The sequence below is a fragment of the Brotocaccenecus cirricatena genome, assembly GCF_020687045.1.
GTDB classification, from domain to species: domain Bacteria; phylum Bacillota; class Clostridia; order Oscillospirales; family Oscillospiraceae; genus Vescimonas; species Vescimonas cirricatena.
In genome coordinates, this window is sequence record NZ_JAJEPW010000011.1 from 16,215 (window position 1) to 43,159 (window position 26,945).

Below are 26,945 nucleotides of genomic sequence, written 5' to 3' on the forward strand. Positions count from 1 at the left end.
CGACACATTCCTAATAGGCATCGAGCCGTTCAGAAGGCTGCTCCGGGATGTATTCTCCCGCCGCCGCCTCTCCCCTTTTCACCGCACAGGGGCTCTCTTTGCAGGCAGACTGGCCGGATACTTCTTCCCTTCATCGCTGTTGCATATGAAGTTAGGCACATTATAGCGTTTCCGTCCCCGGTTGTCAACGGGTCAGGCCAAGGTTTTCTTGAATTTTTCCGCCTGGTCCAGCAGCTCCCCGGCCCCCTCCAGCATGGTGGCGGAGATGGAGGCCCCGCCGGTGAGACGGGCCAGCTCCTGCTGCCGCCGGGCACGGTCCAGCTGCACCACCCGGGTAAAGGTACGTCCCCCCTGCTCCCCCTTTTCCACGGAGAAGTGGGTGTCGGCCATGGCGGCCAGCTGGGGCAGATGGGTCACGCACAGCACCTGCTTGGTGCGGCTGATGCGGGCCATTTTCTCGGCCACCTTCTGGGCGGCCCGGCCGGACACGCCGGTGTCCACCTCGTCGAACACCATGGTGCCCACCTGATCCTGCTCCGACAGGACGTTCTTCATGGCCAGCATGATGCGGGCCAGCTCGCCGCCGGAGGCGATCTTGTGGATGGGGCGCAGCTCCTCGCCCACGTTGGCGGACATCAGGAACCGCACCTGGTCCATGCCGTTTTCCGCCAGGGCCTGCTCCGTAAAGCGGATGGCAAACCGAATTCTGCCCATGTCCAGCTGTCGCAGCTCTGTGAGGATCTGCTCCTCCAGCCGCTGGGCCGCCTGATGCCGGGCCTGGGACAGGCTCTCCGCCGCCTGACGGGCGGCCTTTTCCGCCTTCTTCAGCTGCTTTTCCAGATGCAGCAGGGTGTCCCCCGCGTCCTGTATGTCGTCCAGCTCCCGGCGGCAGCGGGCCTGGTACTCCAGCATCTCCTCCACCGTGGGGCCGTATTTCTTTTTCAGGCGGTACAGCTGGTCCAGCCGTCCCTCCACCCGGTCCAGCTCCTTGGGAGAGAAGTCGAAATCCTCCCGCTTGTCCCGGATGGTGTCCGCCAGGTCGTAAATCTCGCTGTAGGCGGCTTCCAGCCGGTCATACAGCTCCCCCAGCTCCGGGTCCAGACCCCGCACCGGGGCCAGGGCCCCCTGGGCCTGGCGCACCAGGTTGGCGGCACCGTCGCTGCCGTCGTCGCCGTTGAGGCAGAAATCCGCCCCGGACACGGCGGAGATGAACTTCTCCGCGTTGTGCAGCAGGGTCCGGCGGCTTTGCAGCTCCTCCTCCTCGCCGGGGCGCAGCTTGGCCCGCTCCAGCTCCTGGAGCTGATAGGTCAGGGTATCCACCCGCCGGGCCTTCTCCGCCTCGTCCATTTCCAGGGCCTGCATCTGCCGCCGCAAGGCGGCCATGGCCTGGTATTTTTCGCGATACTCCGCCAACAGCTGCTCCGTCCGGCCAAAGCTGTCCAGATACAGCAGGTGCTGCTCCTCGTCCAGCAGCTGCTGGCCGTCGTGCTGACCGTGGATATTCAGCAGGCGGCTGCCCAGGGTGCGAAGCTGGGTAACGGTGACGGGGCGTCCGTTGACCCGGCAGACGTTCTTGCCGTCGCCGTGGATCTCCCGCTGCAAAAGCAGCTCCCCCTCCCAGGCAATGCCCAGGTCCTCCCCCAGCCGGGGCGGAATGTCCGTGAAGCACGCGCTGACAAAGGCCATATTGGCCCCGGTACGGATCAGGTCCCGGGAGGTCCGCTGGCCCAGCACGGCGCTGATGGAGTCGATGACGATGGACTTACCGGCGCCGGTCTCGCCGGTCAGGGCGTTGAAGCCGGGCCGGAACTCGATGTCCGCACACTCGATGATGGCGATATTCTCAATGTGGAGCAATTGCAGCATCTGCGTATCCCTCCGATGTCTGCGCCATGTCCCGCGTCAGCGCAGCATTTCCTTGATCTCTTCCGTGAAGTCCAGGGCGCTCTCCGTGTCCCGCATGATCAGCAGGGCCGTGTCATCGCCGGCCAGGGACCCCACCAGATACGGCACGTCCATGCCGTCCACGGCGGAACCGGCGGCGTTGGCCAGGCCCGGCAGGGTCTTGATGACCACGATATTCTGGGCGTTGTCCACCGTCAGGACGCTCTCCCGGAAGATGGTGCGCAGCTTGTCGGCAAAGTTCAGCTTGGTGCGGTGGGCGGAAACGGCGTAGCGGTACCGGCCCTGCCCGGCGGGCTCCTTGATCAGGTGCAGTTCCTTGATGTCCCGGGAAATAGTGGCCTGGGTGCTCTTGATCCCCTTGGCCTGGAGCCGCTCCAGCAGCTGCTCCTGGGTCTCGATGATCTCCTCGCTGATGATCTGGAGGAGCTGGTTCTGGCGGTCGTTTTTCATTTTTTAGAAGCCTCCGTTCCCATTTTTTTGTCCAGTATTTCGCAAAAGCTCTTTTTGGAGAGCCGCACCAGCCTGGTGGTATATTTTGAGGTGCTTACCCGCACCTGGTCTCCGTTTTTCAGGGAAAACGCCTTGCCGCCGTCCACGGAAAGATAGACGAATTTCCGGTTGGCGTCCGCCGCCTCCACGGTGATTATATGCTCCGGCGAAAGCACATAGGAGGACGAGCGGGTGGAATGGGGGCAGATGGGCGTCAGCAGCAGGTTCTTTGCGGTGGGCTCCACGATAGGCCCTCCGGCGGCCATGGAATAGCCGGTGGAGCCGGTGGGGGTGGAGACGATGATGCCGTCGCCGCCTACCTTGGTCAGGCGGCCCTCCTCCGTGAAGATATCCAGCCGCACCACCCGGGCGATGGAGCCCTTGGACACCACTGCGTCGTTCAGGGCGATGTTGTTATATACCTGCCGCCCCTCCCGCAGCACCGACACGTCCAGCATCATCCGGGATTCCACGGTGAAGCGGCCCTGGGCCAGGTCCCGCAGCCGGTCCAGCTCGTTGACCTCCAGCTCCGACATGAAGCCAAGGCTCCCCAGGTTCACCCCCAGCACCGGCACGCTGTGCAGTGCCACGGTACGGGCCAGGTGCAGGATGGTGCCATCGCCGCCGAAGGCGATCAGCAGGTCCGCCTGGCGGATCTCCTGCTGTAAGGGGCGCATGGACAGGCCCAGCTCCTCGCCGTACCCCTCCCGCTGGAAGGGCAGGCAAACGGAGGTCTGCATCCCCAGGCTTTCCAGCATATCCCGGGATTGTCTACACACTTTCAGTTCACTGTCCCGGTACGGATTGGGACAAAGTATCACGCGTTTTGGTTTCATGCCGCTCACCTCAGTCCTTCAATTGGCTGTGGGACGCCTCCACGATCTCCGGCAGAGAGAAGTCGCCGGGGGTTCCCTGCCCGTGACGAAGATAGCCCAGATATTCGATATTCCCCTCCGGTCCCCGGATGGGGGAATAAGTAATTCCAAGCACTGTAAAGTGGTTTTCCTTCGCATGGCGCAGAAACGCCTCCAGCACCTCCAGGTGCACGGCCGGGTCCCGGACCACGCCCTTTTTGCCCACCTTTTCCCGGCCCGCCTCAAACTGAGGCTTCACCAGGCAGACGGCCTCCCCCTCCGGGGACAGCAGCCCGTCCAGGGCCGGAAGAATCAGGCCTAGCGAGATAAAGGACACGTCCACGGAGGCAAAGTCCAGCTCCTGGGGGATCTGCTCATGGGTGAGATACCGGGCGTTGGTGCGCTCCATGCACACCACCCGGGGGTCCCCCCGGAGCTTCCAGTCCAGCTGGCCATAGCCCACGTCTACGGCGTAGACCTTCTGGGCGCCGTTTTGCAGCATACAGTCGGTGAAGCCCCCGGTGGAGGCCCCGATATCGGCGCAGACCTTGCCGGTAAGGGTCAGCGGAAAGGTCTTCATGGCCTTTTCCAGCTTCAGGCCGCCCCGGCTGACGTAGGGCAGGGCGTGTCCCCGCACCTCGATCTGCGCGGTGTTGGGCACCGCCGTGCCGGGCTTGTCCACCCGCTGACCGTCCACAAACACGCTGCCGGTCATGATGACGGCCTGGGCCTTCTGGCGGCTTTCCATATGCCCCTGCTCCACCAGCAGCACGTCCAGTCTTGTTTTATTGCTCATGCAGCATCTCCTCCACACTGTCCGCAACACTCCGGGCGTCCAGACCGAAGGCTTTGTATAACTGGTCCACCGTACCCTGGGGGGCAAACCGGCCGCCCAGATTTTTCAGCGTCAGACAGCGGGGCTCCATCCGCTCCTGGGCCAGGATAGCGGCTATGCGCTGACCCACGCAGCCGGTGGCCATGCAGTCCTCCAGCACCAGCAGGCGCTCCGTGCCGGAGAGGGCCTCCTTCACCGCGCCGCTGTCCAGAGGACAGATCTGGTTCAGCTTCAGCACCCGGACCCGGATCCCCTTCTGGGCCAGAAGGTCCGCCGCGTCCAGGGCCTGGTTCACCAGAATGCCGTAGGTCAGGATCGCGGCGTCCTCGCCCTCCCGCAGGCAGGCAAAGGCTCCGTCGCCGCCGTCCTCCCGGTAGCGGCCCTGGCCGCCCCGAGGATACCGCACCGCCACGGGGCCGTCGATCTCCTCCACCGCCCGGTGCAGCATCCGCCGCAGCTCAGCAAAGCTGGCGGGACACAGCACCGTCATCCCCGGCACCTGGGACAGGTACATGGGGTCGAAGCAGCCGTGGTGGGTCTCGCCGTCGGCTCCTACCAGTCCTGCCCGGTCCACCCCCAGCACCACATGGAGATGATTCAGCGCCACATCGTGCAGCAGCATGTCATAACCCCGCTGCAAGAAGCTGGAATACACTGCAAACACCGGCACCATGCCCTGCTGGGCCATACCGGCGCACATGGCCACCCCGTGGCCCTCGGCAATGCCCACATCGAAAAAGCGCTTGGGCAGGGCGTGGGCAAACTCCGTCAGCCCCGTGCCGTCCACCATGGCGGCGGTAACGGCGCAGATCCGGTCGTCCTTTTGGGCCAGGTCCAGCAGCTCATGGCCGAACACGGTGGAAAAGCTCTCCCCCGACGATTTCAGGGGCTTTCCGGTCTCCACATCGAAGGGGCCCACGCCGTGGTATTTCCCCGGCTCCTGCTGGGCGTAGGGGTATCCCTTTCCCTTGACGGTATGCACATGCAGCAGCACCGGCCGGCGCATATCCCGGGCCAGCACCAGCATCTGGGTCAGGGTCTCCACATCGTGGCCGTCCACGGGACCCATATAGGTAAAGCCCATGTTTTCAAACACCGTACTGCCGGGCAGCAGGGATTTTTTCAGGGCCGTTTTCACATCGTGGCTCATGGCGTACACCCGCTTGCCGGTCTGGCTGCCGGTGAGCATCTGGCGATAGCGCCGCTTGAACTCGTAATACTCCGGCGTGCTGCGCAGCCGGGACAGGTGCCGGGACAGGCCGCCCACGTTGGGGTCAATGGACATGCCATTGTCGTTGAGGATCACGATCAGCGGCTCGCCGCTGGCTCCGGCGTCGTTGAGCCCCTCGAAGCTCAGACCGCCGCCCATGGCGCCGTCGCCGATCAGGGCCAGCACATGATAGTCCTTCCCCTGCAGGGTCCTGGCCCGGGCCATGCCCAGGGCCACCGACACGGAGTTGGAGGCATGACCGGCGATAAATGCGTCGTGGACGCTCTCCCAGGGCTTGGGGAAGCCGGACAGGCCCCCGAACTGCCGCAGGGTATCGAACAGCTCCCGCCGCCCGGTCAGGGCCTTGTGGACATAGCACTGGTGGCCCACGTCGAACACCAGCCGGTCCACGGAGGTGTCGAACACCCGGTGGATGGCCACGGTAAGCTCCACCACCCCCAGATTGGAGGCCAGGTGGCCGCCGGTCCGGGATACCTCCCGCACCAGGAAATCCCGCAGCTCCGCACAGAGCTGCCGGGCCTGATTTTCATTGAGCCCCTTCACATCGGCGGGGCTGTCCATATGGTCTAAAATCAACGATATCGCTCCATTTCAGCGTGAGAGATGCAGGGCGTGCATGATCCGGGCCACCCGGTATACCACGCTGGTGCACTGGTTGATGGCCACGGTTTTGCCCAGGGCCTTGCCGCCGATGGTAATGCCGGAGATCAGCGCCGTGGCCCCGATGGAGATCAGCACCGAGGTGGTGCTCAGGTCCCTTTGCAGGTGGGTGACGATCACCGCCGCGGTGGAACCGCTGACGATGCCGCAGATGTCGCCCACCACGTCGTTGCACACGGAGGACACCTGGTTGGCATTCTGCAGCAGGCGGATGGCCGCCTTGGCGCCCTTTTCCTTGTGGGCGGCCATGGAGTGGAAGGGCTTGGGGTCCGCCGCTGTAACGGCCACGCCGATCATGTCGAACACGATGCCCAGGCCGATGAACACGGCCAGCACCAGCGCCGCCACAACGTATCCCGTGCCCTCCAGGGCGGTGGTGGAGAAAAAGCTCAGCAGCGCCGACAGCACCACCGCCAGCACAAACACCCGCAGGGCCCAGCCCCGGCCGCTTTTCTTTTTCCCGCCGTTTTTGTCCTTGCTCCTGTCGCGATCGCTCAAGAGTAGATCCCTCGCTTTGTTGTTATAGTACACTGAACAGGGCAACGCCGAAGGTTAATCTTACGGCTTAGGTGCGGGTTGGATTTCCCCGCAGCGCGCCTTCCGTCGCCGGTCAGGTGGTTTCCCGTTAGGCGCTGCGCCATGGTGTTGCCGGCCATGGGACCCGATTGCCACTTAGTCCGCACTGCAATCCCTCCGGCGTCCCGTGAGGACAGCCTAGGTGATTTCCACAGCGGTCAGACCGTCTCTTAGCCTCTTTTGCAGCCAGGGTTTCAAGGGAATCAACACAGTCTCCCTGGCCGGGGAGACCGGTGCTTCCACTTCCCTATCCACCCTGCCCACGCAAGGCAGGCTACTCTGCACACAGCGTTACGGCGGTAAAGCCGGGTAGCACCGCATTGCAGGTTCATCATCTGCCTCGTACACAGGTCGCTTGACCACAGGGGGAGTACGCCTGTGCACAACAGCAGGTCTCCACGGTAGCAGGGTCGGGTCCTCCATGCCATTGGAGGGCGCCCTACCATCGCAGACGCGGGGGCTCCCGCGTCTCCCCCCAGCACCCACCCCAAACTGGGCGTAAGCAGCAGGCACCAGGGACTTCACAGTTGTGCCCTTTAAAGGATTTTTAGGCCCTTCTTACAAGACGGCAGATCCGACTAGGATACTGCGCCGCTGTTCAGTAATTAAGTATATTAGCACACTTTTTCCAAATATTCAAGCATTTTATGCAATATATTCCGTATAAAATGCGGCAGGGACCGCCGCAAAACGGTCCCTGCCGGGAAAAATCACAGAATGATGCAGATCAGGCCGCCGCTGCCGTCGTTGATGATGCGCTCCAGGGCCTCCCGCAGCTTCTTCTGGGAGTCCTGCGGCATCCGCCGGAGCTTTGCCTGCAGGTCGTCTCCCACGATCTCGTGGAAGCTGCGGCCAAAGATGTTGGACTGCCAGAGCTTGCCGGTGTCTCCCTCGAACTCCTGGAGCAGGTAATTCACCATGTCCTCGGACTGCTTTTCATTGCCCACAATGGGCGAGACCGTGGTGGCGATGTCCGCCCGGATCATGTGGATGGAGGGGGCGCTGGCCTTCATGCGGACGCTGTATCGCCCGCCCTGGCGGACGATCTCCGGGTCCTCCAGGTTCAGCTCCTCCACGCTGGGCATCACAATGCCGTAGCCCGTGTCCAGCGCCGCCTGCATGGCGGGAGCCAGGCGGTCATACTCCTTCCGGATGGCGGCCAGGCTGGTCAGAAGCTGCATCAGGTCGCCGTCGTCCGTCACGGACAGGCCCGACTGGCGGCTCAGGGTGTCGTAAAACAGGCTCCGGGGCAGGTCCAGGTCCGCCTCGGCAATGCCGATCCCCAGGTTCAGGCTGCGGATGGAGGCGGCGGAGATATCCCCCTCCCCCTGCAGGGCGGACAGGCAGTCCCGCAGCTGCCGCACATGGGCCAGGTCCGCCGCCTCCCGGCGCACCGCCTGGTATACGCCGGTTTTGATGGGGTGGTCCGGCGGCAGAGCCTCCACCCAGGCCGGCAGGAACAGGTCCAGCTCCCGCAGGGGAAATTCATACAGCAGCCCCTGCAGCAGCTCCGTGATCTCCTGCTCCCCCAGCTCCAGGCAGTTCACCGGCAGGCAGCGGACGTCATACCGCCGCTCGATGTCCGCTGCCATGGACTGGGCCCGGGAGCCCTGGGGCTGGGCGGAGTTCAGCAGCACCACAAAGGGCTTGCCAAGCTCCTGCAGCTCCCGGATTACCCGCTCCTCGGCCTCCAGATAGTCCTCCCGGGGGATCTCCGTGACGCTGCCGTCGGTGGTGACCACGATGCCCACGGTGGAGTGGTCGCAGATGACCTTCCGGGTGCCCAGCTCCGCCGCCTCGGTCATGGGGATCTCGTGGTCGTACCAGGGGGTCATCACCATCCGGGGAGACAGGTCCTCATACTGGCCCACGGCGCCGGGCACCATATACCCCACGCAGTCGATGAGCCTTACGGAGAACGTGACCCCCTCCTCCATGCGAACCTCCACCGCCTCCTCCGGCACGAACTTGGGTTCGGCGGTCATGATGGTGCGGCCGGAGCCGCTCTGGGGCAGCTCATCCCGGGCCCGGTCCCGGCGGTAGCCGTCCTGGATATTGGGCAGCACCTGGGTCTCCATAAAGCGCTTGATAAAGGTGGATTTTCCGGTGCGCACCGGCCCCACCACGCCGATGTAAATGCTGCTGCCGGTGCGGGCCGCCATATCCTGATAAATGGATGCGGACTGATTCATGGTCCATTCCTCCTGCTCCATAACATCTTGTCTGGTGCTACTCTATGCGTCCCCGGGCCGGGATAGACGGAAAATTTTTACAGAAAAAGCCGACAACATGTTGATTAATAGGCAATACCTGTGTTAAAATACAGGTCAAACAGGTTCGTTAAAAATCCAACAAAAAGGGGGATGCCCATATGGAACAGTCCAGCACAGACCGCCGGGTGCGAAAAACCAAAAAGCAGCTGCGCCTGGCGCTGATGGAGCTGCTGGCGGAAAAAAGCGCCAAGTCCATCTCCGTGCGGGAGCTGACCGAGCGGGCGGATATCAACCGCGGCACCTTCTATATCCACTATCGGGACGTAGGGGACCTTCTGCAGCGGCTGGAGGATGAGATGGCGGATCGGCTGACGGCTCTGTGCAAGGACCACAAGCCCGAGGACTCCACCGGGGAGCAGTTCCCCTTCCTGCGGGACCTGTACCGCTTTATCCTGGACAACGCCGACCTGTGCCGGGTGCTGCTGGGTCCCAACGGGGACATCGCCTATACCAACCGCATCTGCTGCATTCTGCGGGATTATTTTCTGTATGACTTCCTGTCCCAGTTCTATCCCGGGGACCGGCAGCGGCTGAACCACTTCTGTTCATTTATCGTGTCGGGCAACCTGAATCTGGCGCTGTCCTGGCTGCGGGACGGGGGCCAGGAGTCGCCGGATGAGATGGCCCGTCTGGCGGGCAGTATCATCATGGGCGGCGTCAGCGCCCTGGGTGCGCCAAGTCTGTAACAGGTCCGGAATCCCCTGCAGCTGCTTATAAAAACACCCCTCATGCAGGTTTATACGCCTGCATGAGGGGTGTTTTTTTCTGTTTTCCGGTTCGATGCAATTGTTTTCGGAAGCTCTATCTTTGCTTACAGTTCGTTTCCCTCGTCCGGCTGCTGGACCAGCAGGGTCTCTCCGGCCGGGGCGTCGGTGAAGTCCAGCTGCACCACCGCCTGGGCGGTGTTCACGGAGCAGCTGACGCATTTGCCGCGCTCTGCGGCTGCGGCGGCGCAGCGGTTCAGAAGGTCCGTCAGGATTTCCCGGTTCAGCCCGCCGCCCCGCCAGTGGAACACAAAATGGGGCTGCTTTTTCCGCAGGGCCTGGCGGGCACGGTTTTCCACGTCCTCCGGCTTGGTGAAGGACAGGGGGCGGTAGTAGTACCCCTTGTCCGCCGTGCAGGGCGGCAGCGGAAGCACCAGCGTCTCGTGATCCCGGAAGATGTGCCGGTCGTCCAGGTTGAAATAGTCGTACCGGGGCGTTCCCCGCTGGAGGGAGTTGTCAAAGGTGGCGTCCAGGTGGTAGCGCTGGCCGTCCACCGTTATCACGTTCCAGGTGTGGCGGTATTTCACGCCCCGCTCCGGGGCCGCCTCGCTGAGAGCCACGATGCAGGGCAGCTGCACCGCGTCGCACAGGGCCTTCACCGTTTTGGCAATGCCCTCGCACACCCCCACCCCCTGGGTCAGGGGGCCGATGATCTCGTGGGAATAGGGCTTTTTCAGCTTGTCATACCGGACGTTCTCCAGAATGAAGGCGTGGATGGCCAGCTCCTTGTCCCGGTCGCTTTTTCCCTGCAGGGGCCGGGCCAGGCGGTCCAGCCGGGCGGCCACCGCCTGGCGGTGCTGGCGGATCTTCCCCTTGTCAAACAGGTACTCCGGCAGCAGCTCCACATGGTCCGCCCCGGGCATCCACCGGTACTGAAACCCGGTGACATAGAACAGCAGCGGCGTGTCCAGCTTCAGCCGCAGATAGATGTCCGACAGCTCCGGGCCGTCCAGCCGGGGCACCCGGATCCCCGGGGCCAGGGCCTCCATACCCGCCAGCATGGCGTCGTATACCCCGCGCTTTTCCCGGTCCAGCTGGCGGTAATAATAGCCCGCCATCAGCGGCAGGCGTGGGGCAGCAGCTCCCGCACCTGCCCGGCCAGCCGGTCAAACTGGTCGCAGGACAGGGCCTGTGCCCCGTCGGACAGGGCGCAGGCCGGGCGGTCGTGCACCTCCACCATCAGGCCGTCGGCTCCGGCGGCCACGGCGGCCAGCGCCAGGGGAGCCACCAGCTCCGCCCGTCCGGCGGCGTGGCTGGGGTCCACGATCACCGGCAGGTGGGTCAGCTTTTTCAGCACCGGAATGGCGGCAATGTCCAGAGTGGCCCGGCTGTCGGTTTCGAAGGTCCGGATGCCCCGCTCACACAGGATCACCTGCCGGTTGCCCCCGGCCAGGATATACTCCGCCGCCTGCAGAAGCTCCGTCACGGTGGCGGACATGCCCCGCTTCAGCAGCACGGGCTTCCTGACCTGGCCCAGGGCCTGGAGCAGGGCGAAATTCTGCATATTCCGGGCCCCGACCTGCAGGATATCCACCTGATCCAGGTCCTCCAGCTGGCGGGGGTCCGTGATCTCCGACACCACCGGCAGTCCGGCCTCATGGCCGGCCTCCGTCAGCATGGAAATGCCCGGCTGGCCCAGTCCCTGGAAGGAATAGGGGGACGTCCGGGGCTTGAATACCCCGCCCCGCAGCAGCTGCGCTCCGGCGGCCTTGACCCGCCGGGCGACCCCGGCCATCTGCACCTGGGATTCCACGGCGCAGGGTCCGGCGATCAGGCAGAACTCCGCCCCGATCCGGGCGTCGCCCACCTCCACCACGGTGTTGTCCGGGTGGGCGGCACGGCCGGCCAGGCGATAGGGCGGCGTGATGCGCCGCACGTCCAGCACATAGGGCAGGGCCGCCAGACCCTCCGGGTCCAGCCGCCAGGTGTCTCCCACCAGGGTCAGCACGTCGGAGTCCCGGCCCGGGGTCCGGCCGATCCGCACCCCCTGATTCATCAGGCGCACCGCCAGCTGCCGCAGGGCGGGCTCCTGGGTGTCTTTTTGGATAATAGCGATCATATGATCCTCCATGCGGCTGTGCCGCTGTATATTCCCGGATATTGTACCGCAATGCGCGGGTTTTTGCAACCGGGGAATTTCCCGGGGAATACGAAGAATGCGATATCCGAAATGCAGATAATTTCTATATATATATAGCTTGTATATAGCTTGACGATTGACAATGTGTATGCTATGATAGATGCAGGTCATCAGAATAGACAAAATGCAATGCTTTCGAGCGGAAATATTTTCCGTTTTGACGGCCTGCATGGCTCATCCCATCCAACCGGACATAAAACGGAGGTATCAGATGAAAAGACTGCCGAAAATGCTCTGCGCCCTGATTCTTTGCGCCCTGATGGTGACTGCCGCAGTTTCCTGCGGCCAGAAGCCCGCCCAGCAGGAACAGGACCCGCCCCAGCAGGAGGACCCCCAGCCTGCCCCGGAGCTGAAGATCGCCGTGGACAGCGATCCGGCCCGTTCCGCCGTCATCCACTGGTTTTATTCGGAGGAGGGGCAGGCCCTGTTCGGGGACAAAGATCTGAATGACGTGCTTTTCTCGGTGGACCCCCGGGATATCGCCCAGGAGCTGAAGCTGGGGAACTATGACGCCGCCGTGTGCGCCCCCGATCAGAAGGCCCTGCAGCTGCTGGGCGGCTATGAGTCCATGCCCCTGCTCAAGGACGCCGTGATCTTTGTCCACGGCAACATCGGGCAGGAGGATGCGGACTATAACCTGTCCTCGGAGACCCTCCGCGGCATATACGCCGGCACCGCCCCCCTTTTCTGGGATGAGGCACAGACTCAGCCGCTGATTCCCGCCTATGGCTATGCCAACGATGCCCAGGACCCCCTCTGGCAGCTGATGTCGATGCAGTTCGGCTTCACCGCCGACGCGCCGGATATCCTCACGAGGGGGACATGGGACAACCCTGTGATGGCCACTGTCCAGACCGGGCGGGTGGGATCGCCGCTGTTCCCCCTGCATTATAACTGGCTATTCGGTGAGGCGGGAATCAACGGGTCGGTGATCTCCGTGGACGGCGTGCGGCCCACAGACGCGACGCTGGCGGACGGGTCCTATCCCTTCACCCTGTCCTACTACGGCCTGTATTGGCCCAGCCATCCCCAGGCCCGGCAGATCGACGCGATCTTACAGGGCGTGCAGGCTATGCAGACTGCGGACTGACTGCTTCCCGGCGTCGTCCTCTCTTTTTTCGGAAAACAGTTGCCGTAACGGCGAAAATATACTATACTGTTTATTCGACAGTGCCGCTGGCACAATTTACCGAAAACAGGACGATGGATATGAAAACAAGCGACTTTAACTATGAATTACCGCCGGAGCTGATCGCCCAGACGCCCATCCCCCAGCGGGATGCCTCCCGGCTGCTGGTACTGAACAAGAATACCGGCGCATGGCAGCACCGGCATTTTTACGACCTGCCGGAGTATCTCCGGCCCGGCGACTGCCTGATTCTCAATAACTCCCGGGTGCTTCCGGCCCGTCTGCTGGGCCACCGGCTGCCCGGCGGCGGGGCCTGCGAGGTGCTGCTGCTGATCGACCGGGGAAACAAGACCTGGGAGTGCCTGGTGCGGCCCGGCAAGCGCATGCGCACCGGGGCGAAGCTGTCCTTCGGCGACGGGGAGCTGACGGCGGAGGTGGTGGAGGAGCTGCCCGGCGGCAACCGCCTGGTGCGCTTCGATTATGAGGGAATTTTCCTGGAGGTGCTAGAGCGTCTGGGGAAAATGCCCCTGCCCCCCTATATCAAGGAGGAGCTTCAGGACCAGGAGCGCTATCAGACGGTGTACTCCAAGGTCAACGGCTCCGCAGCCGCCCCCACGGCGGGCCTGCACTTCACCCAGGAGCTGCTGGATCAAGTATCCGCAATGGGTGTAAAGCTGGGATACGTTACACTACATGTGGGCTTGGGGACCTTCCGCCCGGTGAAGGAGGACGAGATCGAGGGCCACGAGATGCACAGCGAATACTGCGTGATCCCCCAGGAGACGGCGGACCTGATCAATGAGACCAAGAAAAACGGCGGCCGGGTCATCTGCGTGGGCACCACCTCCTGCCGCACCATCGAAAGCTGGGCCGCAGAGGACGGCACCATGACGGCCAGCGCCGGATGGACGGATATCTTCATCTATCCCGGGTATCGGTTCAAGGTACTGGACGGGCTGATTACAAACTTCCATCTGCCGGAGTCCACTCTGATTATGCTGGTGTCCGCCCTGGCGGGCCGGGAGCACGTCCTGGCGGCATATCAGGAGGCGGTGAAGGAGCGCTATCATTTCTTCAGCTTTGGTGATGCAATGCTTATCCTGTAAAGGATGCAGCAATACAATAAGGACCGACAAGCGAAGCGGGAGCCCGGCGTCTGCCGGACTCCCGCTTTTGCAAAAGTTTATACAACTTGCCGCCAGTCCGCCTTTTATGCCAATGCGGCGGAGCAGCGATTTGCGAACTGCCGGTCTGTAGCCCGGGAGGATATTTTCCCCACAAAAACAAAAGAAAGTGCTCAATTCACAAAGAATCAAGCACTTTTCTCTTGGCACGCCGTGAGGGATTCGAACCACCGGCCTTCTGGTCCGTAGGTTGTCTCAAGGGCAAAACGGAGCCGTTTCGGCTCCGATTTGTGCTTTTTACCGCCGTTCGCTCGGCGGATTTTCCGTTGTTTCCGTCCAGCTCTGCCCGCTCCAATTCTATTCTGGGTCAAAAATGGGTCAGAGAAAATTTTGAAATTACAAAACAAAAGTTGTCAAGCGTTTGTCCAATATAATTTTTATCACGTTTACACACGTAACTTAGAGTGTGGGTGTCGATTGTCCATACTACGTTTCAGAGCACCCTAAGATCATACTTTTTGAGTTCGCTTCCCGCTGTTTTCCGAGCCGCGTACTTCCTCGTGGTAAAAATAATCCACAATGACCGGATGTCCCGGCTCTGCCCGGCCGTAGGGGAGTTCGTTGTCCACAAAGGGACAACCGCATTCTCTTGCAAGGTGCTCCGCCTGTTCTTCCAGACCACGGAAGTAGCTTCTGTCTCCCTTGTTGTAGATGGTGTCGTACAGGGGGAGCAGGTGGGGATATTTCTCCTGGATATAGTCTAAGATGTCTTTTTTGAAACCGCCCCGCAGATTCAAATTTTCCAGCCACACCAGGTCGCACTGGTCCTTCACCCGGTGGAAGATGGCCTCGAAATCCGTGATACCGGGAAAAACCGGAGCGATAAAGCACACGGTGCGGATACCTGCGTCATAAACCTGTTTCATGGCATCCAGCCGCCGCTTGATGCTGACGGCATTGTCCATATCGTTTTTGAAATCCTCGTCCAGCGTATTGATCGACCAGGAAACAGTGACCTTTCCCATCTCTTTCAGAAGGTCGATATCCCGTACTACCAGGTCAGACTTAGTGCAGATCAAAATCTCCGCGCTGCTGTCTTTCAGTTGCTCCAGCAGCTTGCGGGTATTTTCGAACTGTTCCTCCTGAGGCAGGTACCCATCCGTCACCGAGCCGATGACCACACGCTGTCCGGCGTATTTCCGGGGATTTTTGATGGCAGGCCAATGCTTCACATCCAGAAAAGTACCCCAAGGCTCAGTATGGCCGGTGAACCGCTTCATGAACGAAGCGTAGCAGTATTTGCAGCCATGGGTACAGCCTACATAAGGATTGACCGAATAGCCGCCCACCGGCAGGGTGGATTTTGTCATGATATTTTTTGTCTCCACATCCCGGATCAGGATGCCGTTGTTGTTCACTTCCGCCATGTTTTTTGCACCTCCAATACCCGGCAGAAAGCCGGGGGCAGCTCTTGTACCATGCTTTCCTCGCCGATGACGGAAAGCAGATCTTCCTTCGTGAACACCGGGATGCCCAGTGTGTGAGCCTGATCGGTCAAATTCCGTACCCACTCCGGTTCGGATACGGTTTTACCCTTCCTGCGTCCGGTCTCAGTACCGATGACGATCCACTCAATTCCGGTAAGGTCTACCATGCCAACATCATCAAACATGGTTCAAAGGTCACATAGTAATGCCCGCCGCTGATGTGCTCCCGTAAAGTCTGGATACGGTTTTTCTCTTTGCTGGAGGTAACAGTTACACCAAACCAAGCATTCTCCAGGGTAGTGGAAAACACAATATCCTCCGGTCGCTTGGTCAAAAACAGATATTGGTGCTGCGGATTTTCAGTCATCTTGTCAAATATCTGTTCCCGCCACTCTGTCTTCCAGTGGGAAAAATCGCTCATGCCGGTGAGCAGAAAATTCTGTGGGCGCTTTTTCTCCATCAGCCGCAGTTTATTTGGAAAAAACTCCGGCTTTTCAAAGTCGTCGATCATGTGAAACCGGCGAACATTATTTCTGGCGTAGCAGTAGCTGCAGCCGATCGTACAGCCGATCACCAGATTCATGTTCTGAATACAGTCTTTAATACAAACAGCCACCGCTGATGCCTCCTTACCGTTTTAAGATTCAGCCTTCTGCCGCAGGTGCAACTTTCCCGAAGCCGTTCCAGGCATACAGGCCCTTCTTGTCCTCATCGCCCAGAAACTTATCCACCTGACAGATGTGCAGGATATGGTCGCCCACCTCCACAGACTGCTGCAGGGTGGCCACCATTGCCAGACGAGTATCCACCGGAATCTGGATGTCACTGCCCTCCACAGCCATCATCTCGATGTTATTGGCGACCACCTTATCGGTCTTGGCACCGGTAGACGCTCCGCAGGCCATCACCACCTGAGCAATACTCTCGCCAGGAACGGTGACAATCACCTTACCAGTCTCCCGTACCTGCTTACCGGTGTGGGACTGTTTGCCAGTGGCGAAACCCACCATGGGCGGATTGAAGGAGAGGTAAGACACAAAGCAAATGGGAGCCAGGTTCGTAGAACCATCCTCCTTTTTAGAGCAGATCAGTGTCAGCGGATTGGGGGAGGTCAGAACAGTAGCCTCCATAATGTTCAGTTCTTTCATGTCATTCAGACCTTTCTGAGAAATTTCAGTCGTTGACTGCATGGCCAACCAGTGATATATTTATTATACTTGACAGCAATTCTTGTTCAAGTACGCAAATTATTTGTACCTGGTATCAAAAAGTATGCTGCAAAAGACGAGGAAAGATCCAATCATGACTTATGAAGAATTCAAAGAAAAGGTTGGCAGTGTCATTCTAACCGATGATGGAAACTGCCCGGTCACGCCGGTGGTTCAAATGCTGCAGGGCAAATGGAAACTCCAAATTCTCTATGAACTATGCATCAAGTGTCCCATGCGGTTTGGGGAACTGAAAAAGATGCTAAAGCCAATTACAAATACGGCGCTGACAAATGCCCTCAAAGAGTTGGAAGCCGATAATTTGATACAACGAATCCAGTACAATGAGATGCCGTTGCGAGTAGAATACTCCCTAACACTGAAAGGGCAAGATTTGTTGCCGGTATTTTATGCCATTATGCAGTGGGGAATAAAATATATCCCTTGAATTTCTAAAACAAATGATTTCAATAAATTACTGGTGTAATTTACCCTTGACAAATCTCATCACAATGCTCCTTTGACTTCGACCACCAACTTTTTCATCAGTTTTGCTTTCCTTCTTCATCAGATGGGCAAAGTTGGTTGTAGTCATAACAAAGATCCTTTGTCCGAGCCAGATCATCTGATAGCTCTTTAGCGTCATTCGCGTCATGAAGCATTTGCTCAGCATTTTTTCCTTTTCTGTCATTCTGGCTCACCCTCATCTCCGAAAAGTCCGGATTTGTGGGACTTATCATACCATAACACAAAAGCGTTTGCTACTGAAATTACCGACAGGGATATCTGTATATTAGCAGAAAAAGTGACCGCGCAGGGAGTGCTGCTCGGCAACCTCAGAAAACGACAAATGAGCCGCTTTGACAAGCGGACGTCCGGCGTTTCGGCAGCACGCAAAGCACGCCGGGGGTAGTGATACCACCCCCACCTCGCACATTCAGAAAGTACTGCGCACAGAGTGAAAAAACAGTGACATCACCAAGTTGCAAACAGATTACGCAGCCCAGCGGGGCCGCGACGCCTCGGAACAGCGACGCACATGAGCGCATCGCTGTCCCGCAGGCTCTCTGCGTTCTTCGGGAGCACACCCGGCCAAGACCCAAAAGCGGCAAAGTTTGCCGTTCTGATACCCGGCCACGCAGGGTTTCCGAAACGTGTGGAACGGTCCGAGGGTAGTGATAGCAGCCCCGTCCGGAAGGCCCCTTGTTTCGCCCTGTGAGCCCTTGTGTGTGATCCTTCTCCGAAAGCCGAGTGTGTACCCGCTTTCACCTGTGAAAGCGAATGTGCGGCGTTTGTGGGAGATTGTCCAAAGCAAGACTGAAATGGAACTGTGAGAATGAAAATGCTTGCGTGTATAACGGTAGAGCGAAGCGTACTGTGTGGGAGTCTTGTAGGGGAGGTTTCCTGCGCTTTTCACAGCTTTTTCGAGGACGAAAAAGAAAGCAGGAGAAAGGCATTGGCGCTTTTCGCGCCAATGCCTATTCACAGCAGCCCGCAGTGCGAGCTGCCGCAAGGGTTTGCGGGTTTTGGAAATTGACGCTTTTTTCGAGACTTCCGGAACTGTTTGGCGCTAAATTTGAGAAAAGTCGCCGCAAAGCCCCGTGTCACAACGGTTTGTGGCGGCGCTTTGATAGAAAATCGGTACGCTTTATACCGTTGTAGTCGGCGGAAGTCTCCGTAGCAGCTCAAATCTTGCTACGCCATAAACAAAGATAAGCGGCGGTTGAGAATTGATAACTTTCTGATAATAGTGTGGCTTCCCCATAGCTTTTCTCTGCCTTTTACGGTATTGTGTACCGTTACAAAGGAGGTCGATTTTATGCCAAAAAGGCGAGCGAACGGTGAGGGCAATATCCGAAAACGAAAGGACGGACGCTGGGAGGGGCGGTACACTGTCGGTCACGATCCGGAAACCGGAAAAGCCATCATCAAAAATGTTCTCGGCAAGACGCAGGCTGCGGTCAAGGAGAAGTTGAAGAAAGCCATAGAGGAAAACGTCGGCATCGACTACGGACGGGCCAAGACCTACACGGTGGGGAGTTGGCTGGAGGTCTGGATGGAGAACTACGCGAAAGTAAAACTCAGACCGTCCACGTTCAAGACCAGCCAAGGCTTTCTGAAAAACCACATCAAGCCGCAGATCGGCGGCATCCCGCTGGCAGACTTGACTTCTCTGGACTTGCAGCGGTTCTACAAGCACCTGTTGGACGGCGGCCGGGTAGACCGCATCGAAGCGAAAAAGAAGCCAAAAGGACTGGCACCGAAAACCGTCCGCAACATCCACCAGATGATCGGCTCGGCGTACAATCTCGCCCTGGAGCAGAAGTTGGTGAGCAAGAATCCAACGCAGGGCTGCGCCCTGCCAAAGGAGGAGCACAAAGAGATGAAAACCCTGACCGCCGACCAGCTCAGCGCCTTCTTCCGGGAGGCCAGGGACAGCGGTGTGTACGAACTCTACTACCTCGACCTCGCCACCGGACTTCGGCGCGGCGAACTGTTGGGACTGAAATGGACGGACGTTGATCTCGTCCGTGGTGTGCTGAAAATCCAACGGGCAATTTCACGTCAGAACGGCAAGGTAGTCGAAGCCCCGCTGAAAACGAAAAACGCCTACCGCACACTGCCGTTGTCGGCAGACACGATAAGCGTTCTGAAAATGCAGAAAAACAAGGTGGGAAGCAGCGAGTGGGTATTTCCATCGCCCACCGGAGGCCCCATGTCACCGGACAGCGTCCTGCATATGCTGCACCGCGTTCTAAAGCGGGCGGGACTGCCACGGATACGCTTTCATGACCTGCGCCACACCTTCGCCACCATGGCCCTGCAAAACGGCGTGGATGTAAAAACCGTGTCCTCGATGCTCGGTCACTACTCCGCAGGCTTCACGCTGGACACCTACGCCCACGTCACCACCGACGCACAGCTCAAGGCGGCGCAAACGATGGGGAGCATCCTCTCCCGTGCGGTATAGACCTTTCCGCTATCCGCTCCCGTTGGGGTCAGCGTTTGGGTCAGAAAAAAGCAGCGGGAGAAAACAACAACTTATGCAAACAAAAAGACCCGAAGCCTTACGGTTTCGGGTCTTTTATGGCACGCCGTGAGGGATTCGAACCCCCGGCCTTCTGGTCCGTAGGTTGTCTCAAGGGCAAATCGGAGCCGTTTCGGCTCCGATTTGCCCTTTTTACCACCGCTCGCTCGGCGGATTTTCCGTTGTTTCCATCCAGCCCTGCCCGCTTTTTCGGATTCTGGGTCAAAAGTGGGTCAAAGACAGATGTATGGCAGGAGAATTCGAACAGTCAGTTCGCATTCATGCCCAGCGGCTCATAGGTCAGCAGCTTTTTCTTCCAAAGGGTCTCCGTTTGGATCACTTCATCTGGCGTCACGGCCTTTGGCAGGAGCTGCAAAATCGAGAACTGGAAGTGCGTATACCTATCCGGGTAGTCGCAGAGCAGCTCCTTCATCAGCTTGTTGTCGCCGTGCAGTGACTTCACATAGTGCGTCCAGCGCCCCAATAATCCGCCCTTGCCGTAAGCGGAGCCAACATACTTCCGTCCGTTTTCCCGGTCAACAATGAGGTAGACCGCGTTGACGGTGGAAAGCGCCGTGTGCCATGATTCGTATGCTGTAGGATCCTGCACGATCTCCCGAAGCTCTTCATAGGTAAGGATCGCGTTTTCGTAGCCGGAAAAAATCTTCTTGTCCCGAATGGCCACAATAGGCTTTTCCTTGGTGCCTTTCTGCGCCCAGACAAGCGCGCTTTTACCCCATTCGATCAAGAGCCTGCCTTCGTACTCCTTCAGCAGGTCAATGCGTTCCAGATTGTAAAACATTCGCTGTCCTTGGAACCAATCCTCCAGTGGGAATCCCTTTGGCTTCGTGTCCTGCGTATCAATAACGCCGCCGCTTACCTTGTAGCAGGCGAAAAACTTTGCCGTCGTACTCTTGTCGCTGATAAATACGCACCAATAATCATACCCGTTGCTGAAGGTTTCACTCTGTACGCGGGTGTATTCTTCCACCATGCCCTTATCATAGCATTTCTTGAATGCCTTGTCACCCAGCGAATGCCGGATCAGCTTTACCCGCTTCGGGTCAAGCCCCACATTTTTAAGCACATCGGAAAAGTTCAAAATTGCCATGGAAACCCCTCCTTATTTTGTTCTCTATTTCAAATTCTACCACAGATTTTTTCGTTGTAAAGCGCACTTTCCCACTCACGCAGAATCTCCGCCAGCTCCGGTGTCAGGCGTTTGCGGCACTCCTGTTTCAGATCCTCCGGCACGCCGTAGAACGCCTCGGCGATGCTGCCGGTGATGGCGGCGAGGGTGTCGCTGTCGCCGCCGAGGGACACCGCTGTGCACAGCGCGTCCTCAAAATCGCTCCGTACATACGCTTACCTCCCTCTTTTCTGCACGTCCTCGTCGATGCGGCGCTTCCAGTCGGCGCTAAGCGGCCGGGCGGCGCGGACGCTGCACACCGCCTCGCTGATGACCTCGTAATTCAGCGCCGTGCCCGCCTCGTCGCACTTGTAGTTCACCGCCCGGTCGGCGTCGATGCCGAAGCGAGCTGCCTCCTTGGCGGCGTCGATGTTGGCGCCCAGGAACAAAAACTCCCAGCCGTATTTTTCCTTCTGACGCTCGATCATGCGCCGCACCGTCTCGTAGTTATAGCGGCGGCTGGCGTTTTCGTAGCCGTCGGTGGTGATGATGAACATCGTCTTCTCCGGCACGTCCTCCCGGCAGGCGTACTTGTGGATGTTGCCGATGTGGTGGATGGCGCCGCCCACGGCGTCCAGCAGCGCCGTGCAGCCGCGGGTGAAGTACTCCTTCTCTGTCAGAGGCGGCACTTCGCCCAGCGGCAGACGGTCATGGATGACCGTGCTGTCGTTGGCGAAAAGCACCGTGGAGACCACCGCCTCGCCCGCCTCCTTCTTCTGCTGTGCGATCATGGAGTTGAAGCCACCGATGGTGTCCGTTTCCAGCCCCGACATAGAACCGCTGCGATCCAAAATAAAAACCAATTCCATCATAAAAAAGCCCTCCTTCGTTTGATTACGCTCACATCGTAGCGCATCCGAAGGAGGGTTTGGTCGCCTGTGGGGCGACATTTATGTTACATTTTTACAGCTTTCCCAGCCGCTCCAATCGAGACTCGATCGCGCCGGAGGTGCGGCCAAAGTGCGTACAGAGGTCTTTCTTTTTCATACCGCCGTCGAACAAGCGGCTTAGCTCGTCGTCCAGTTCCTCCGTCCAAGGTTTTCCGTTGTTTTCGGGCAGCGGTTTTTTCCGTCTGCGGGATAGTTCCTCTACGGCACAGTGCAGCGCCCGCACGATCTCTCCTTTGTTGCACACGTGGTTATCCGGCAGCACCTCCCCCGTCAAGGGATCAACGCCGTCCGCCAAAACCGTCAGCAGTTCTTTTGCCCGTTGCACATCCATGATGTTTCCCCTCTTCTTTATTTTTTTAGACGGCTCTCCCACTCGGCTTCTTTGAAGCCCACCAGCACGAAGTCCTCGTCCACCAGCAGCGGGCGCTTGACCAGCATCCCGTCTGTTGCAAGGAGCTTCAGCATCTCGTCCTCGCTCATGGCGGGGAGTTTCTCCTTCAGCACCATGGACTTATAGAGGAGGCCACTGGTGTTGAAGAATTTCTTGAGCGGCAGACCGCTACGCTCATGCCATGCGGTCAGCTCGTTGTAAGTAGGATTTTCCATTTTGATGTCTCGGAATGTATAGGAAATGCCGTTCTCGTCCAGCCACTTCTGCGCCTTCTGGCAGGTGGTGCATTTGGGGTAGCAGATAAAAGTCATGGTTCACGCTCCTGTTCTATTCAATAATTTCATCACTTTGAGGATTCACCGGCTCATGCTCAAAATCTTCCAACCAATCTTCGTAGCTGAGGCCCTCAATGCTGCAAATTACAACACAGCGCCAGCGGTCCTTAAGACTTTTCTCGTCAAATATTGGTGCATTGACCATCTCCTCCGCAGTTTTAAAATCGCACCCACCCACAATATCACAATAACCTACCCAGTACGGCTTGTCGTACTGTGGTAAGTAGCCGAGATAATGTTCTTCCTCATTGGGGTCATCACTGAAATAAAAGCAGGTTTCGTCTATGTTCATGCCGACAGTCAATTGGCGAAAAAAGAAATCCCAATCCATTTGATTATTCATTATTTTCACGCCCCCAACAAACTCTGATCAAAGGCGAACAGCGCCTCGTTGATCTCAAAGATATCGTACTTTTTCTGCCCGATGAAATACTCGATAATAACGTCGAACTTGCTGCTGGCGCTGAGGGCGTAGCCCGCACGGGCGATGAGGTCGCGGGTCTCGTCCAGATCCAGCTCCAGTGCGATGGCAAAGGCGATGGCCGTGGACTTGGAGGGCTTGTAGTCCGGATTGTTGCGGATTTTCGAGAACAGCTTGCGATCCACGTTGGCTTTCTTGTAGACCTCGGCGTCCTTTTTGCCGCTGCGGTCGATGAGCTTCAACAGCGTCTCCGAAAATCCGGCATCCAGATGCGCAAGCGCCTCGTCCAGCCAGCCCGCCGCCATGGGCGCGCCCTCGCAGGCGGTCAGCATCCGGCTTTCGACGACGCCCATCCGGCGCATCCGCTCCCGGCGGAGGTCGGTGTGGGCGTCCACATAGTGGTCGTCGATGTAGGTAGCGATGTCCGCGAACAGCTTGTTGCCGATCTGGTACGCCGCGCGGCTGAAAATGACGAGATACACCGTCATGTCGTTTTTAGCCAAAAATTCGCTGATGCTGTCCACCGCCACCCGGAGCGCCTGATCCTTGGGATAGCCGAAAACGCCGGAGGAGATCAGCGGAAATGCCACCGTCTCGCAGCCATGCTCCTTCGCCAGCGCAAGGCTCGCCCGGTAGCAGGAGGCGAGCTGTTCCCGCTCGCCGTACTTACCGCCGTTCCACACGGGGCCGACGGTGTGGATCACATATTTGCACGGCAGGCAGTATGCGCCGGTGATCTTGGCCTCGCCAGTCCGGCAGCCGCCCAGCGTCCGGCACTCTCGGAGCAGTTCCGGCCCCGCCGCCCGGTGGATGCAGCCATCCACGCCGCCTCCGCCCAGCAGAGATTCCTTCGCCGCGTTGACGATGGCGTCCACACTCATTTTCGTGATGTCGTTTCGAACGATGATAAGGGGCATATCATGTATCGCCTCCATTCTAACGACTTTTCAGAATATTGTAGCAGAATACATTCGGTTTTGCAATGGACGTTGGGACGTCTGATAGTCTTGATTGAAAATTCCCGTTGTTGGCCAGACTGGTAGCGGTGCAAAAATGACCACGCTGTAACAAAAGAATAGGTTCCCACAGCCCAGCGGGGCTGCGGTGCCGGGGAAAGCGGACACACGCCATAGGCGTGCAACCGCTTCCTCCGGCTGTTTTTTAAGTGATGAGGCCGCAACCAAATACTCCGCGCAACTACGCAAGGATGCCCCCCCGTTTCGCCGTGTAAGCCGTTGTGTGCGATCCTTCTCCGAAAGCCGAGTGTGTACCCGATTTCATCCGCGAAAGCGAATATGAGCCGTTCGTGCCAGAGACGTCGAAGTCCGTGTGACCAACGTGTTAGAGACGTTGGTATGACTGCGTTTCCTGCGCTTTTCACAGCTTTTTCGAGGACGAAAAAGAAAGCAGGATAAACGGCTGGCGTCGGAACCGACGCTCTGCCCAATCACTTCTGCCCGCAGTGCGGGCAGTTGACGGGGGTTTCAACGCAGTCGGTTGTGGCGCCTTTTGCGGGACATTTTGGAGCGGTTGGCGTCTTAGTTCCCGCAAACGCAGGTGTCCCAAGAATTTTAGTGGTGCCTTATGGCCGTTTTAGGAGAAAACTGAGGTAATCACATCTCTCAAGACCGACAGTGCAAGGCAGACATATTTTGCGCCGCCAGAGACAAAGATAAGGCGGTGCGGCTCCGAGGGGCAAATGATAACTTTCTGATAACAGTTCCGTTTTCCGGTAGCTTTGTTCCCTTGATTACGGTATTGTTCGTTGTCGAAAAGGAGGCTGATATCATGCCAAAAAGACGAGCGAACGGGGAAGGAAACATTCGCAAGAGGAAAGACGGCCGATGGGAGGGCCGGTACACTGTCGGTCACGATCCCGAAACCGGCAAGGCCATCATCAAAAACGTTCTCGGCAAGACGCAGACCGGGGACAGCGTAAAGGGCGAATTGATTTATAATCAAGCGAGGAACTCAGGGCAGAAAGCTGTCCGGACTTTTCTTATATCTCACAAAAGTTGCGGTAGAATTGTTTACAGGTTTGTGGTATCATTTGAACGTAAAAAGAGAGAGGCAGATCATCACTTGAGGAGGCAGCTATGGCTTTTGATTTCAAGAAAGAATACAAAGAGTTCTATATGCCGAAGAACAAGCCGGAGATCGTAATTGTTCCGAAAGCAAATTATATTGCGGTCAGAGGAAAAGGGGATCCTAACGAAGAAGATGGGGCATATCAGCAGGCGATCAGCGTGTTATATGCTGTTGCATACACCTTAAAAATGAGCTATAAAACGGATCATAAAATTGCTGGTTTCTTTGAATATGTGGTTCCTCCGCTGGAAGGCTTCTGGTGGCAGGAGCATATAGATGGCGTGGATTACACCGATAAGTCCGCGTTCAACTGGATCTCCGTTATCCGCTTGCCTGATTTCATAACGAAAGAGGACTTTGAATGGGCGGTCGATACTGCGGCGAAAAAGAAAAAGCTGGATTGCTCCTCGGCGGAGTTTTTGACGATTGATGAAGGTTTGTGCGTTCAAATCATGCACTTGGGAGCGTTTGATGATGAGCCTGCGACCGTCGCGCTTATGGACGCGTATTTGGAGCAGAATGGATATGCGAATGATTTGAATAAGGAACGACTACATCATGAGATCTATCTGTCCGACGCGAGAAAGGTCGCTCCAGAAAAACGGAAAACGGTTATTCGGCATCCGATAAAAAAGATTTAGATACGCTGTTTGCCGAACGGACAAAAACCTTCAGGAACGAGAGGGCATGTTCGTTCGACACCTTGGGCCATGCGCGTATCCATCCTATTGGGACATGGGTCAAATTCCTGTGTCCGCTTTATGGGGTATAGTTTACGCCCGTTTGGGTCAGCGTTTGGGTCAGAAAAAAGCGGCATCTAAAAATAGGAACTTATGAAAAGAAAAAGTCCTCGAAATCAGATGATTTCGAGGACTTTTGGCACGCCGTGAGGGATTCGAACCCCCGGCCTTCTGGTCCGTAGCCAGACGCTCTATCCAGCTGAGCTAACGGCGCGTGTCTCTTGACGACTTTGCTATAATACCACGGTCTCCCAGAAAATGCAAGTCTTTTTTTCAAAAAATCCAAAAAATTTTTTGGATGGCTTGTTCAGCGAAAGCTGATGGGATTCTGTGGCGCCGTATAAGGAACTTTTCCCCGGGAATACTGTTTTTATCCAAGTGACGGAGGCAGTAGTGGAATGCAGGGAAAAGTGGAGATCTGCGGCATCAACACCGCCAAGCTGGAGGTTCTGAAAAATGACGAAATGACGGAGCTTCTGCGGCGGACCAAGGAGGGAGACATGGCCGCCCGGGAGAAGCTCATCCGGGGCAACCTGCGGCTGGTGCTGTCGGTGCTCCAGCGATTTGCCAGCCGGGGTGAGAACATGGACGACCTGTTCCAGGTGGGCTGTATCGGCCTCATCAAGGCCGTTGACAACTTCGATATCAACCAGCCGGTGCGCTTTTCTACCTACGGCGTTCCCATGATCGTGGGGGAGATCCGGCGGTATCTCCGGGACAACAGCGCCATCCGGGTGTCCCGAAGCCTGCGGGACACGGCGTATAAGGTCCTCCAGGCCCGGGAGCGTCTGCTGCGCCAGAGTCAGCGGGAGCCTACCGTGGAGCAGCTGGCCCAGGAGCTGGCCATCCCCCGGGAGGAGGTGGTGCTGGCCATGGATGCCATCGTGGACCCGGTGTCCCTGTACGAGCCCATATACTCCGAGGGCGGCGACACGGTATGCGTCATGGACCAGGTCAGCGACCGCCGCTGCACCGACGAGAGCTGGATCCAACGCATTGCCCTGAAGGACGCCATCAGCCGCCTGACGCCCCGGGAGCGCAGCATTCTGATGATGCGCTTCAACCAGGGAAAGACCCAGATGGAGGTTTCGGCGCAGATCGGCATATCCCAGGCCCAGGTGAGCCGCCTGGAAAAGGGTGCCATCCGCGCCATCAAGAAGGAGCTGTAGCGCATACCGTCTCCCCTGC

At 58.3% G+C, this 26,945-nt stretch carries 26 protein-coding genes, 1 tRNA gene, 2 pseudogenes and 1 other annotated feature (1 of these 30 only partly in view); of the genes and pseudogenes, 8 read left to right on the forward strand and 21 right to left on the reverse strand.

Annotation, left to right across the window (positions count from 1 at the left end):
- Positions 1-143, reverse strand: a binding site (T-box leader); it reaches 104 nt to the left of the window's first position.
- Between the two features lie 49 nt (positions 144-192).
- The 7 genes from recN to spoIVA form a co-directional block, all read right to left on the reverse strand.
- On the reverse strand, positions 193-1,866 hold the full coding sequence (gene recN / locus LKD37_RS05455; protein ID WP_302928271.1) for a DNA repair protein RecN: 1,674 nt from the start codon (positions 1,864-1,866) through the stop codon (positions 193-195).
- Between the two features lie 36 nt (positions 1,867-1,902).
- Positions 1,903-2,355 (reverse strand): arginine repressor, encoded by a 453-nt coding sequence (gene argR / locus LKD37_RS05460; RefSeq protein WP_296836268.1) that lies wholly within the window; start codon positions 2,353-2,355, stop codon positions 1,903-1,905.
- On the reverse strand, positions 2,352-3,152 hold the full coding sequence (locus LKD37_RS05465; protein WP_302928272.1) for an NAD(+)/NADH kinase: 801 nt from the start codon (positions 3,150-3,152) through the stop codon (positions 2,352-2,354). Before LKD37_RS05465 ends, argR begins: the two co-directional genes overlap by 4 nt.
- Positions 3,153-3,240: 88 nt before the next feature.
- A complete protein-coding gene (locus LKD37_RS05470; protein WP_302928273.1) occupies positions 3,241-4,044 on the reverse strand; it encodes a TlyA family RNA methyltransferase in 804 nt (267 codons plus the stop codon).
- Complete coding sequence (gene dxs, locus LKD37_RS05475; RefSeq protein ID WP_302928274.1) at positions 4,034-5,890, reverse strand: 1-deoxy-D-xylulose-5-phosphate synthase; 1,857 nt, start codon at positions 5,888-5,890, stop codon at positions 4,034-4,036. Before dxs ends, LKD37_RS05470 begins: the two co-directional genes overlap by 11 nt.
- A 15-nt stretch (positions 5,891-5,905) precedes the next feature.
- Positions 5,906-6,472 (reverse strand): DUF21 domain-containing protein, encoded by a 567-nt coding sequence (locus tag LKD37_RS05480; RefSeq protein ID WP_302928275.1) that lies wholly within the window; start codon positions 6,470-6,472, stop codon positions 5,906-5,908.
- Positions 6,473-7,260: 788 nt separating this feature from the next.
- On the reverse strand, positions 7,261-8,742 hold the full coding sequence (gene spoIVA, locus LKD37_RS05485; RefSeq protein ID WP_302928276.1) for a stage IV sporulation protein A: 1,482 nt from the start codon (positions 8,740-8,742) through the stop codon (positions 7,261-7,263).
- A 179-nt stretch (positions 8,743-8,921) separates the two neighbouring features.
- Here spoIVA and LKD37_RS05490 point away from each other — a divergent pair, with 179 nt between their 5' ends.
- On the forward strand, positions 8,922-9,509 hold the full coding sequence (locus LKD37_RS05490; protein WP_302928277.1) for a TetR/AcrR family transcriptional regulator: 588 nt from the start codon (positions 8,922-8,924) through the stop codon (positions 9,507-9,509).
- Between the two features lie 125 nt (positions 9,510-9,634).
- Here LKD37_RS05490 and LKD37_RS05495 read toward each other — a convergent pair whose 3' ends face one another.
- Both LKD37_RS05495 and aroF read right to left on the reverse strand, forming a co-directional pair.
- Positions 9,635-10,645: a transglutaminase domain-containing protein gene (locus LKD37_RS05495; protein WP_349048725.1), complete on the reverse strand. Its 1,011-nt coding sequence runs from the start codon at positions 10,643-10,645 to the stop codon at positions 9,635-9,637.
- On the reverse strand, positions 10,645-11,646 hold the full coding sequence (gene aroF / locus LKD37_RS05500; protein WP_302928278.1) for a 3-deoxy-7-phosphoheptulonate synthase: 1,002 nt from the start codon (positions 11,644-11,646) through the stop codon (positions 10,645-10,647). Before aroF ends, LKD37_RS05495 begins: the two co-directional genes overlap by 1 nt.
- A gap of 292 nt (positions 11,647-11,938) precedes the next feature.
- Here aroF and LKD37_RS05505 point away from each other — a divergent pair, with 292 nt between their 5' ends.
- Together LKD37_RS05505 and queA are read left to right on the forward strand one after the other, a co-directional pair.
- Entirely contained in the window at positions 11,939-12,817 is an 879-nt protein-coding gene (locus LKD37_RS05505; protein ID WP_302928279.1) for a type 2 periplasmic-binding domain-containing protein, read from the forward strand.
- Between the two features lie 119 nt (positions 12,818-12,936).
- Entirely contained in the window at positions 12,937-13,962 is a 1,026-nt protein-coding gene (gene queA / locus LKD37_RS05510) for a tRNA preQ1(34) S-adenosylmethionine ribosyltransferase-isomerase QueA (protein ID WP_302928280.1), read from the forward strand.
- Between the two features lie 527 nt (positions 13,963-14,489).
- On the opposite strand, the gene LKD37_RS05515 is transcribed toward queA, so the two are convergent.
- The 3 genes and pseudogenes from LKD37_RS05515 to LKD37_RS05525 form a co-directional block, all read right to left on the reverse strand.
- Positions 14,490-15,407, reverse strand: coding sequence for a radical SAM mobile pair protein B (locus LKD37_RS05515; RefSeq protein ID WP_302928282.1), 918 nt, complete (start codon positions 15,405-15,407; stop codon positions 14,490-14,492).
- A pseudogene (locus LKD37_RS05520) lies at positions 15,395-16,083 on the reverse strand (radical SAM mobile pair protein A). The gene LKD37_RS05515 and the pseudogene LKD37_RS05520 overlap by 13 nt, the downstream one beginning before the upstream one ends.
- Positions 16,084-16,111: 28 nt before the next feature.
- Positions 16,112-16,615: a flavin reductase family protein gene (locus tag LKD37_RS05525; protein WP_302928283.1), complete on the reverse strand. Its 504-nt coding sequence runs from the start codon at positions 16,613-16,615 to the stop codon at positions 16,112-16,114.
- 154 nt (positions 16,616-16,769) lie between these two features.
- Here LKD37_RS05525 and LKD37_RS05530 point away from each other — a divergent pair, with 154 nt between their 5' ends.
- Positions 16,770-17,123 carry a winged helix-turn-helix transcriptional regulator gene (locus LKD37_RS05530; protein WP_302928284.1) on the forward strand — a complete coding sequence of 118 codons (354 nt, stop codon included), beginning with the start codon at positions 16,770-16,772 and terminating at the stop codon, positions 17,121-17,123.
- A gap of 97 nt (positions 17,124-17,220) precedes the next feature.
- Here the strand turns inward: LKD37_RS05530 and LKD37_RS05535 are convergent, their stop codons facing one another.
- Positions 17,221-17,376, reverse strand: coding sequence for a maltose acetyltransferase domain-containing protein (locus tag LKD37_RS05535; protein ID WP_228298395.1), 156 nt, complete (start codon positions 17,374-17,376; stop codon positions 17,221-17,223).
- A 1,118-nt stretch (positions 17,377-18,494) separates the two neighbouring features.
- Between LKD37_RS05535 and LKD37_RS05540 the strand changes: the two genes are divergently transcribed.
- Positions 18,495-19,646 (forward strand): tyrosine-type recombinase/integrase, encoded by a 1,152-nt coding sequence (locus tag LKD37_RS05540; RefSeq protein WP_302928285.1) that lies wholly within the window; start codon positions 18,495-18,497, stop codon positions 19,644-19,646.
- Positions 19,647-19,971: 325 nt separating this feature from the next.
- On the opposite strand, the gene LKD37_RS05545 is transcribed toward LKD37_RS05540, so the two are convergent.
- The 7 genes from LKD37_RS05545 to LKD37_RS05575 form a co-directional block, all read right to left on the reverse strand.
- Positions 19,972-20,814, reverse strand: coding sequence for a GIY-YIG nuclease family protein (locus LKD37_RS05545; protein WP_302928286.1), 843 nt, complete (start codon positions 20,812-20,814; stop codon positions 19,972-19,974).
- 29 nt (positions 20,815-20,843) lie between these two features.
- Positions 20,844-21,026 (reverse strand): ADP-ribosylglycohydrolase family protein, encoded by a 183-nt coding sequence (locus tag LKD37_RS05550; RefSeq protein ID WP_370686856.1) that lies wholly within the window; start codon positions 21,024-21,026, stop codon positions 20,844-20,846.
- Between the two features lie 42 nt (positions 21,027-21,068).
- Positions 21,069-21,704 (reverse strand): vWA domain-containing protein, encoded by a 636-nt coding sequence (locus LKD37_RS05555; protein ID WP_302928287.1) that lies wholly within the window; start codon positions 21,702-21,704, stop codon positions 21,069-21,071.
- A gap of 91 nt (positions 21,705-21,795) precedes the next feature.
- The gene (locus LKD37_RS05560) at positions 21,796-22,113 is read right to left on the reverse strand and encodes a hypothetical protein (protein ID WP_302928288.1); all 318 of its coding nucleotides are present in this window, start codon (positions 22,111-22,113) and stop codon (positions 21,796-21,798) included.
- 17 nt (positions 22,114-22,130) lie between these two features.
- Positions 22,131-22,484, reverse strand: a complete 354-nt coding sequence (locus LKD37_RS05565; RefSeq protein WP_302928289.1) for an arsenate reductase family protein — start codon at positions 22,482-22,484, stop codon at positions 22,131-22,133.
- A 16-nt stretch (positions 22,485-22,500) separates the two neighbouring features.
- Positions 22,501-22,851, reverse strand: coding sequence for a hypothetical protein (locus LKD37_RS05570; RefSeq protein ID WP_302928290.1), 351 nt, complete (start codon positions 22,849-22,851; stop codon positions 22,501-22,503).
- A 5-nt stretch (positions 22,852-22,856) separates the two neighbouring features.
- Positions 22,857-23,846 (reverse strand): O-acetyl-ADP-ribose deacetylase, encoded by a 990-nt coding sequence (locus LKD37_RS05575; RefSeq protein ID WP_302928291.1) that lies wholly within the window; start codon positions 23,844-23,846, stop codon positions 22,857-22,859.
- Between the two features lie 871 nt (positions 23,847-24,717).
- Between LKD37_RS05575 and LKD37_RS05580 the strand changes: the two are divergent.
- Together LKD37_RS05580 and LKD37_RS05585 are read left to right on the forward strand one after the other, a co-directional pair.
- Positions 24,718-24,879, forward strand: a pseudogene (locus LKD37_RS05580) (tyrosine-type recombinase/integrase); the annotation flags it as partial.
- A 146-nt stretch (positions 24,880-25,025) separates the two neighbouring features.
- A complete protein-coding gene (locus tag LKD37_RS05585) occupies positions 25,026-25,658 on the forward strand; it encodes a GyrI-like domain-containing protein (protein ID WP_302928292.1) in 633 nt (210 codons plus the stop codon).
- A gap of 236 nt (positions 25,659-25,894) precedes the next feature.
- On the opposite strand, the gene LKD37_RS05590 is transcribed toward LKD37_RS05585, so the two are convergent.
- Positions 25,895-25,971: transfer RNA gene (locus tag LKD37_RS05590), tRNA-Arg, on the reverse strand.
- Positions 25,972-26,155: 184 nt separating this feature from the next.
- Here LKD37_RS05590 and sigG point away from each other — a divergent pair.
- On the forward strand, positions 26,156-26,926 hold the full coding sequence (gene sigG, locus LKD37_RS05595; protein ID WP_302928293.1) for an RNA polymerase sporulation sigma factor SigG: 771 nt from the start codon (positions 26,156-26,158) through the stop codon (positions 26,924-26,926).
- The last annotated feature ends 19 nt before the right edge of the window (positions 26,927-26,945 follow it).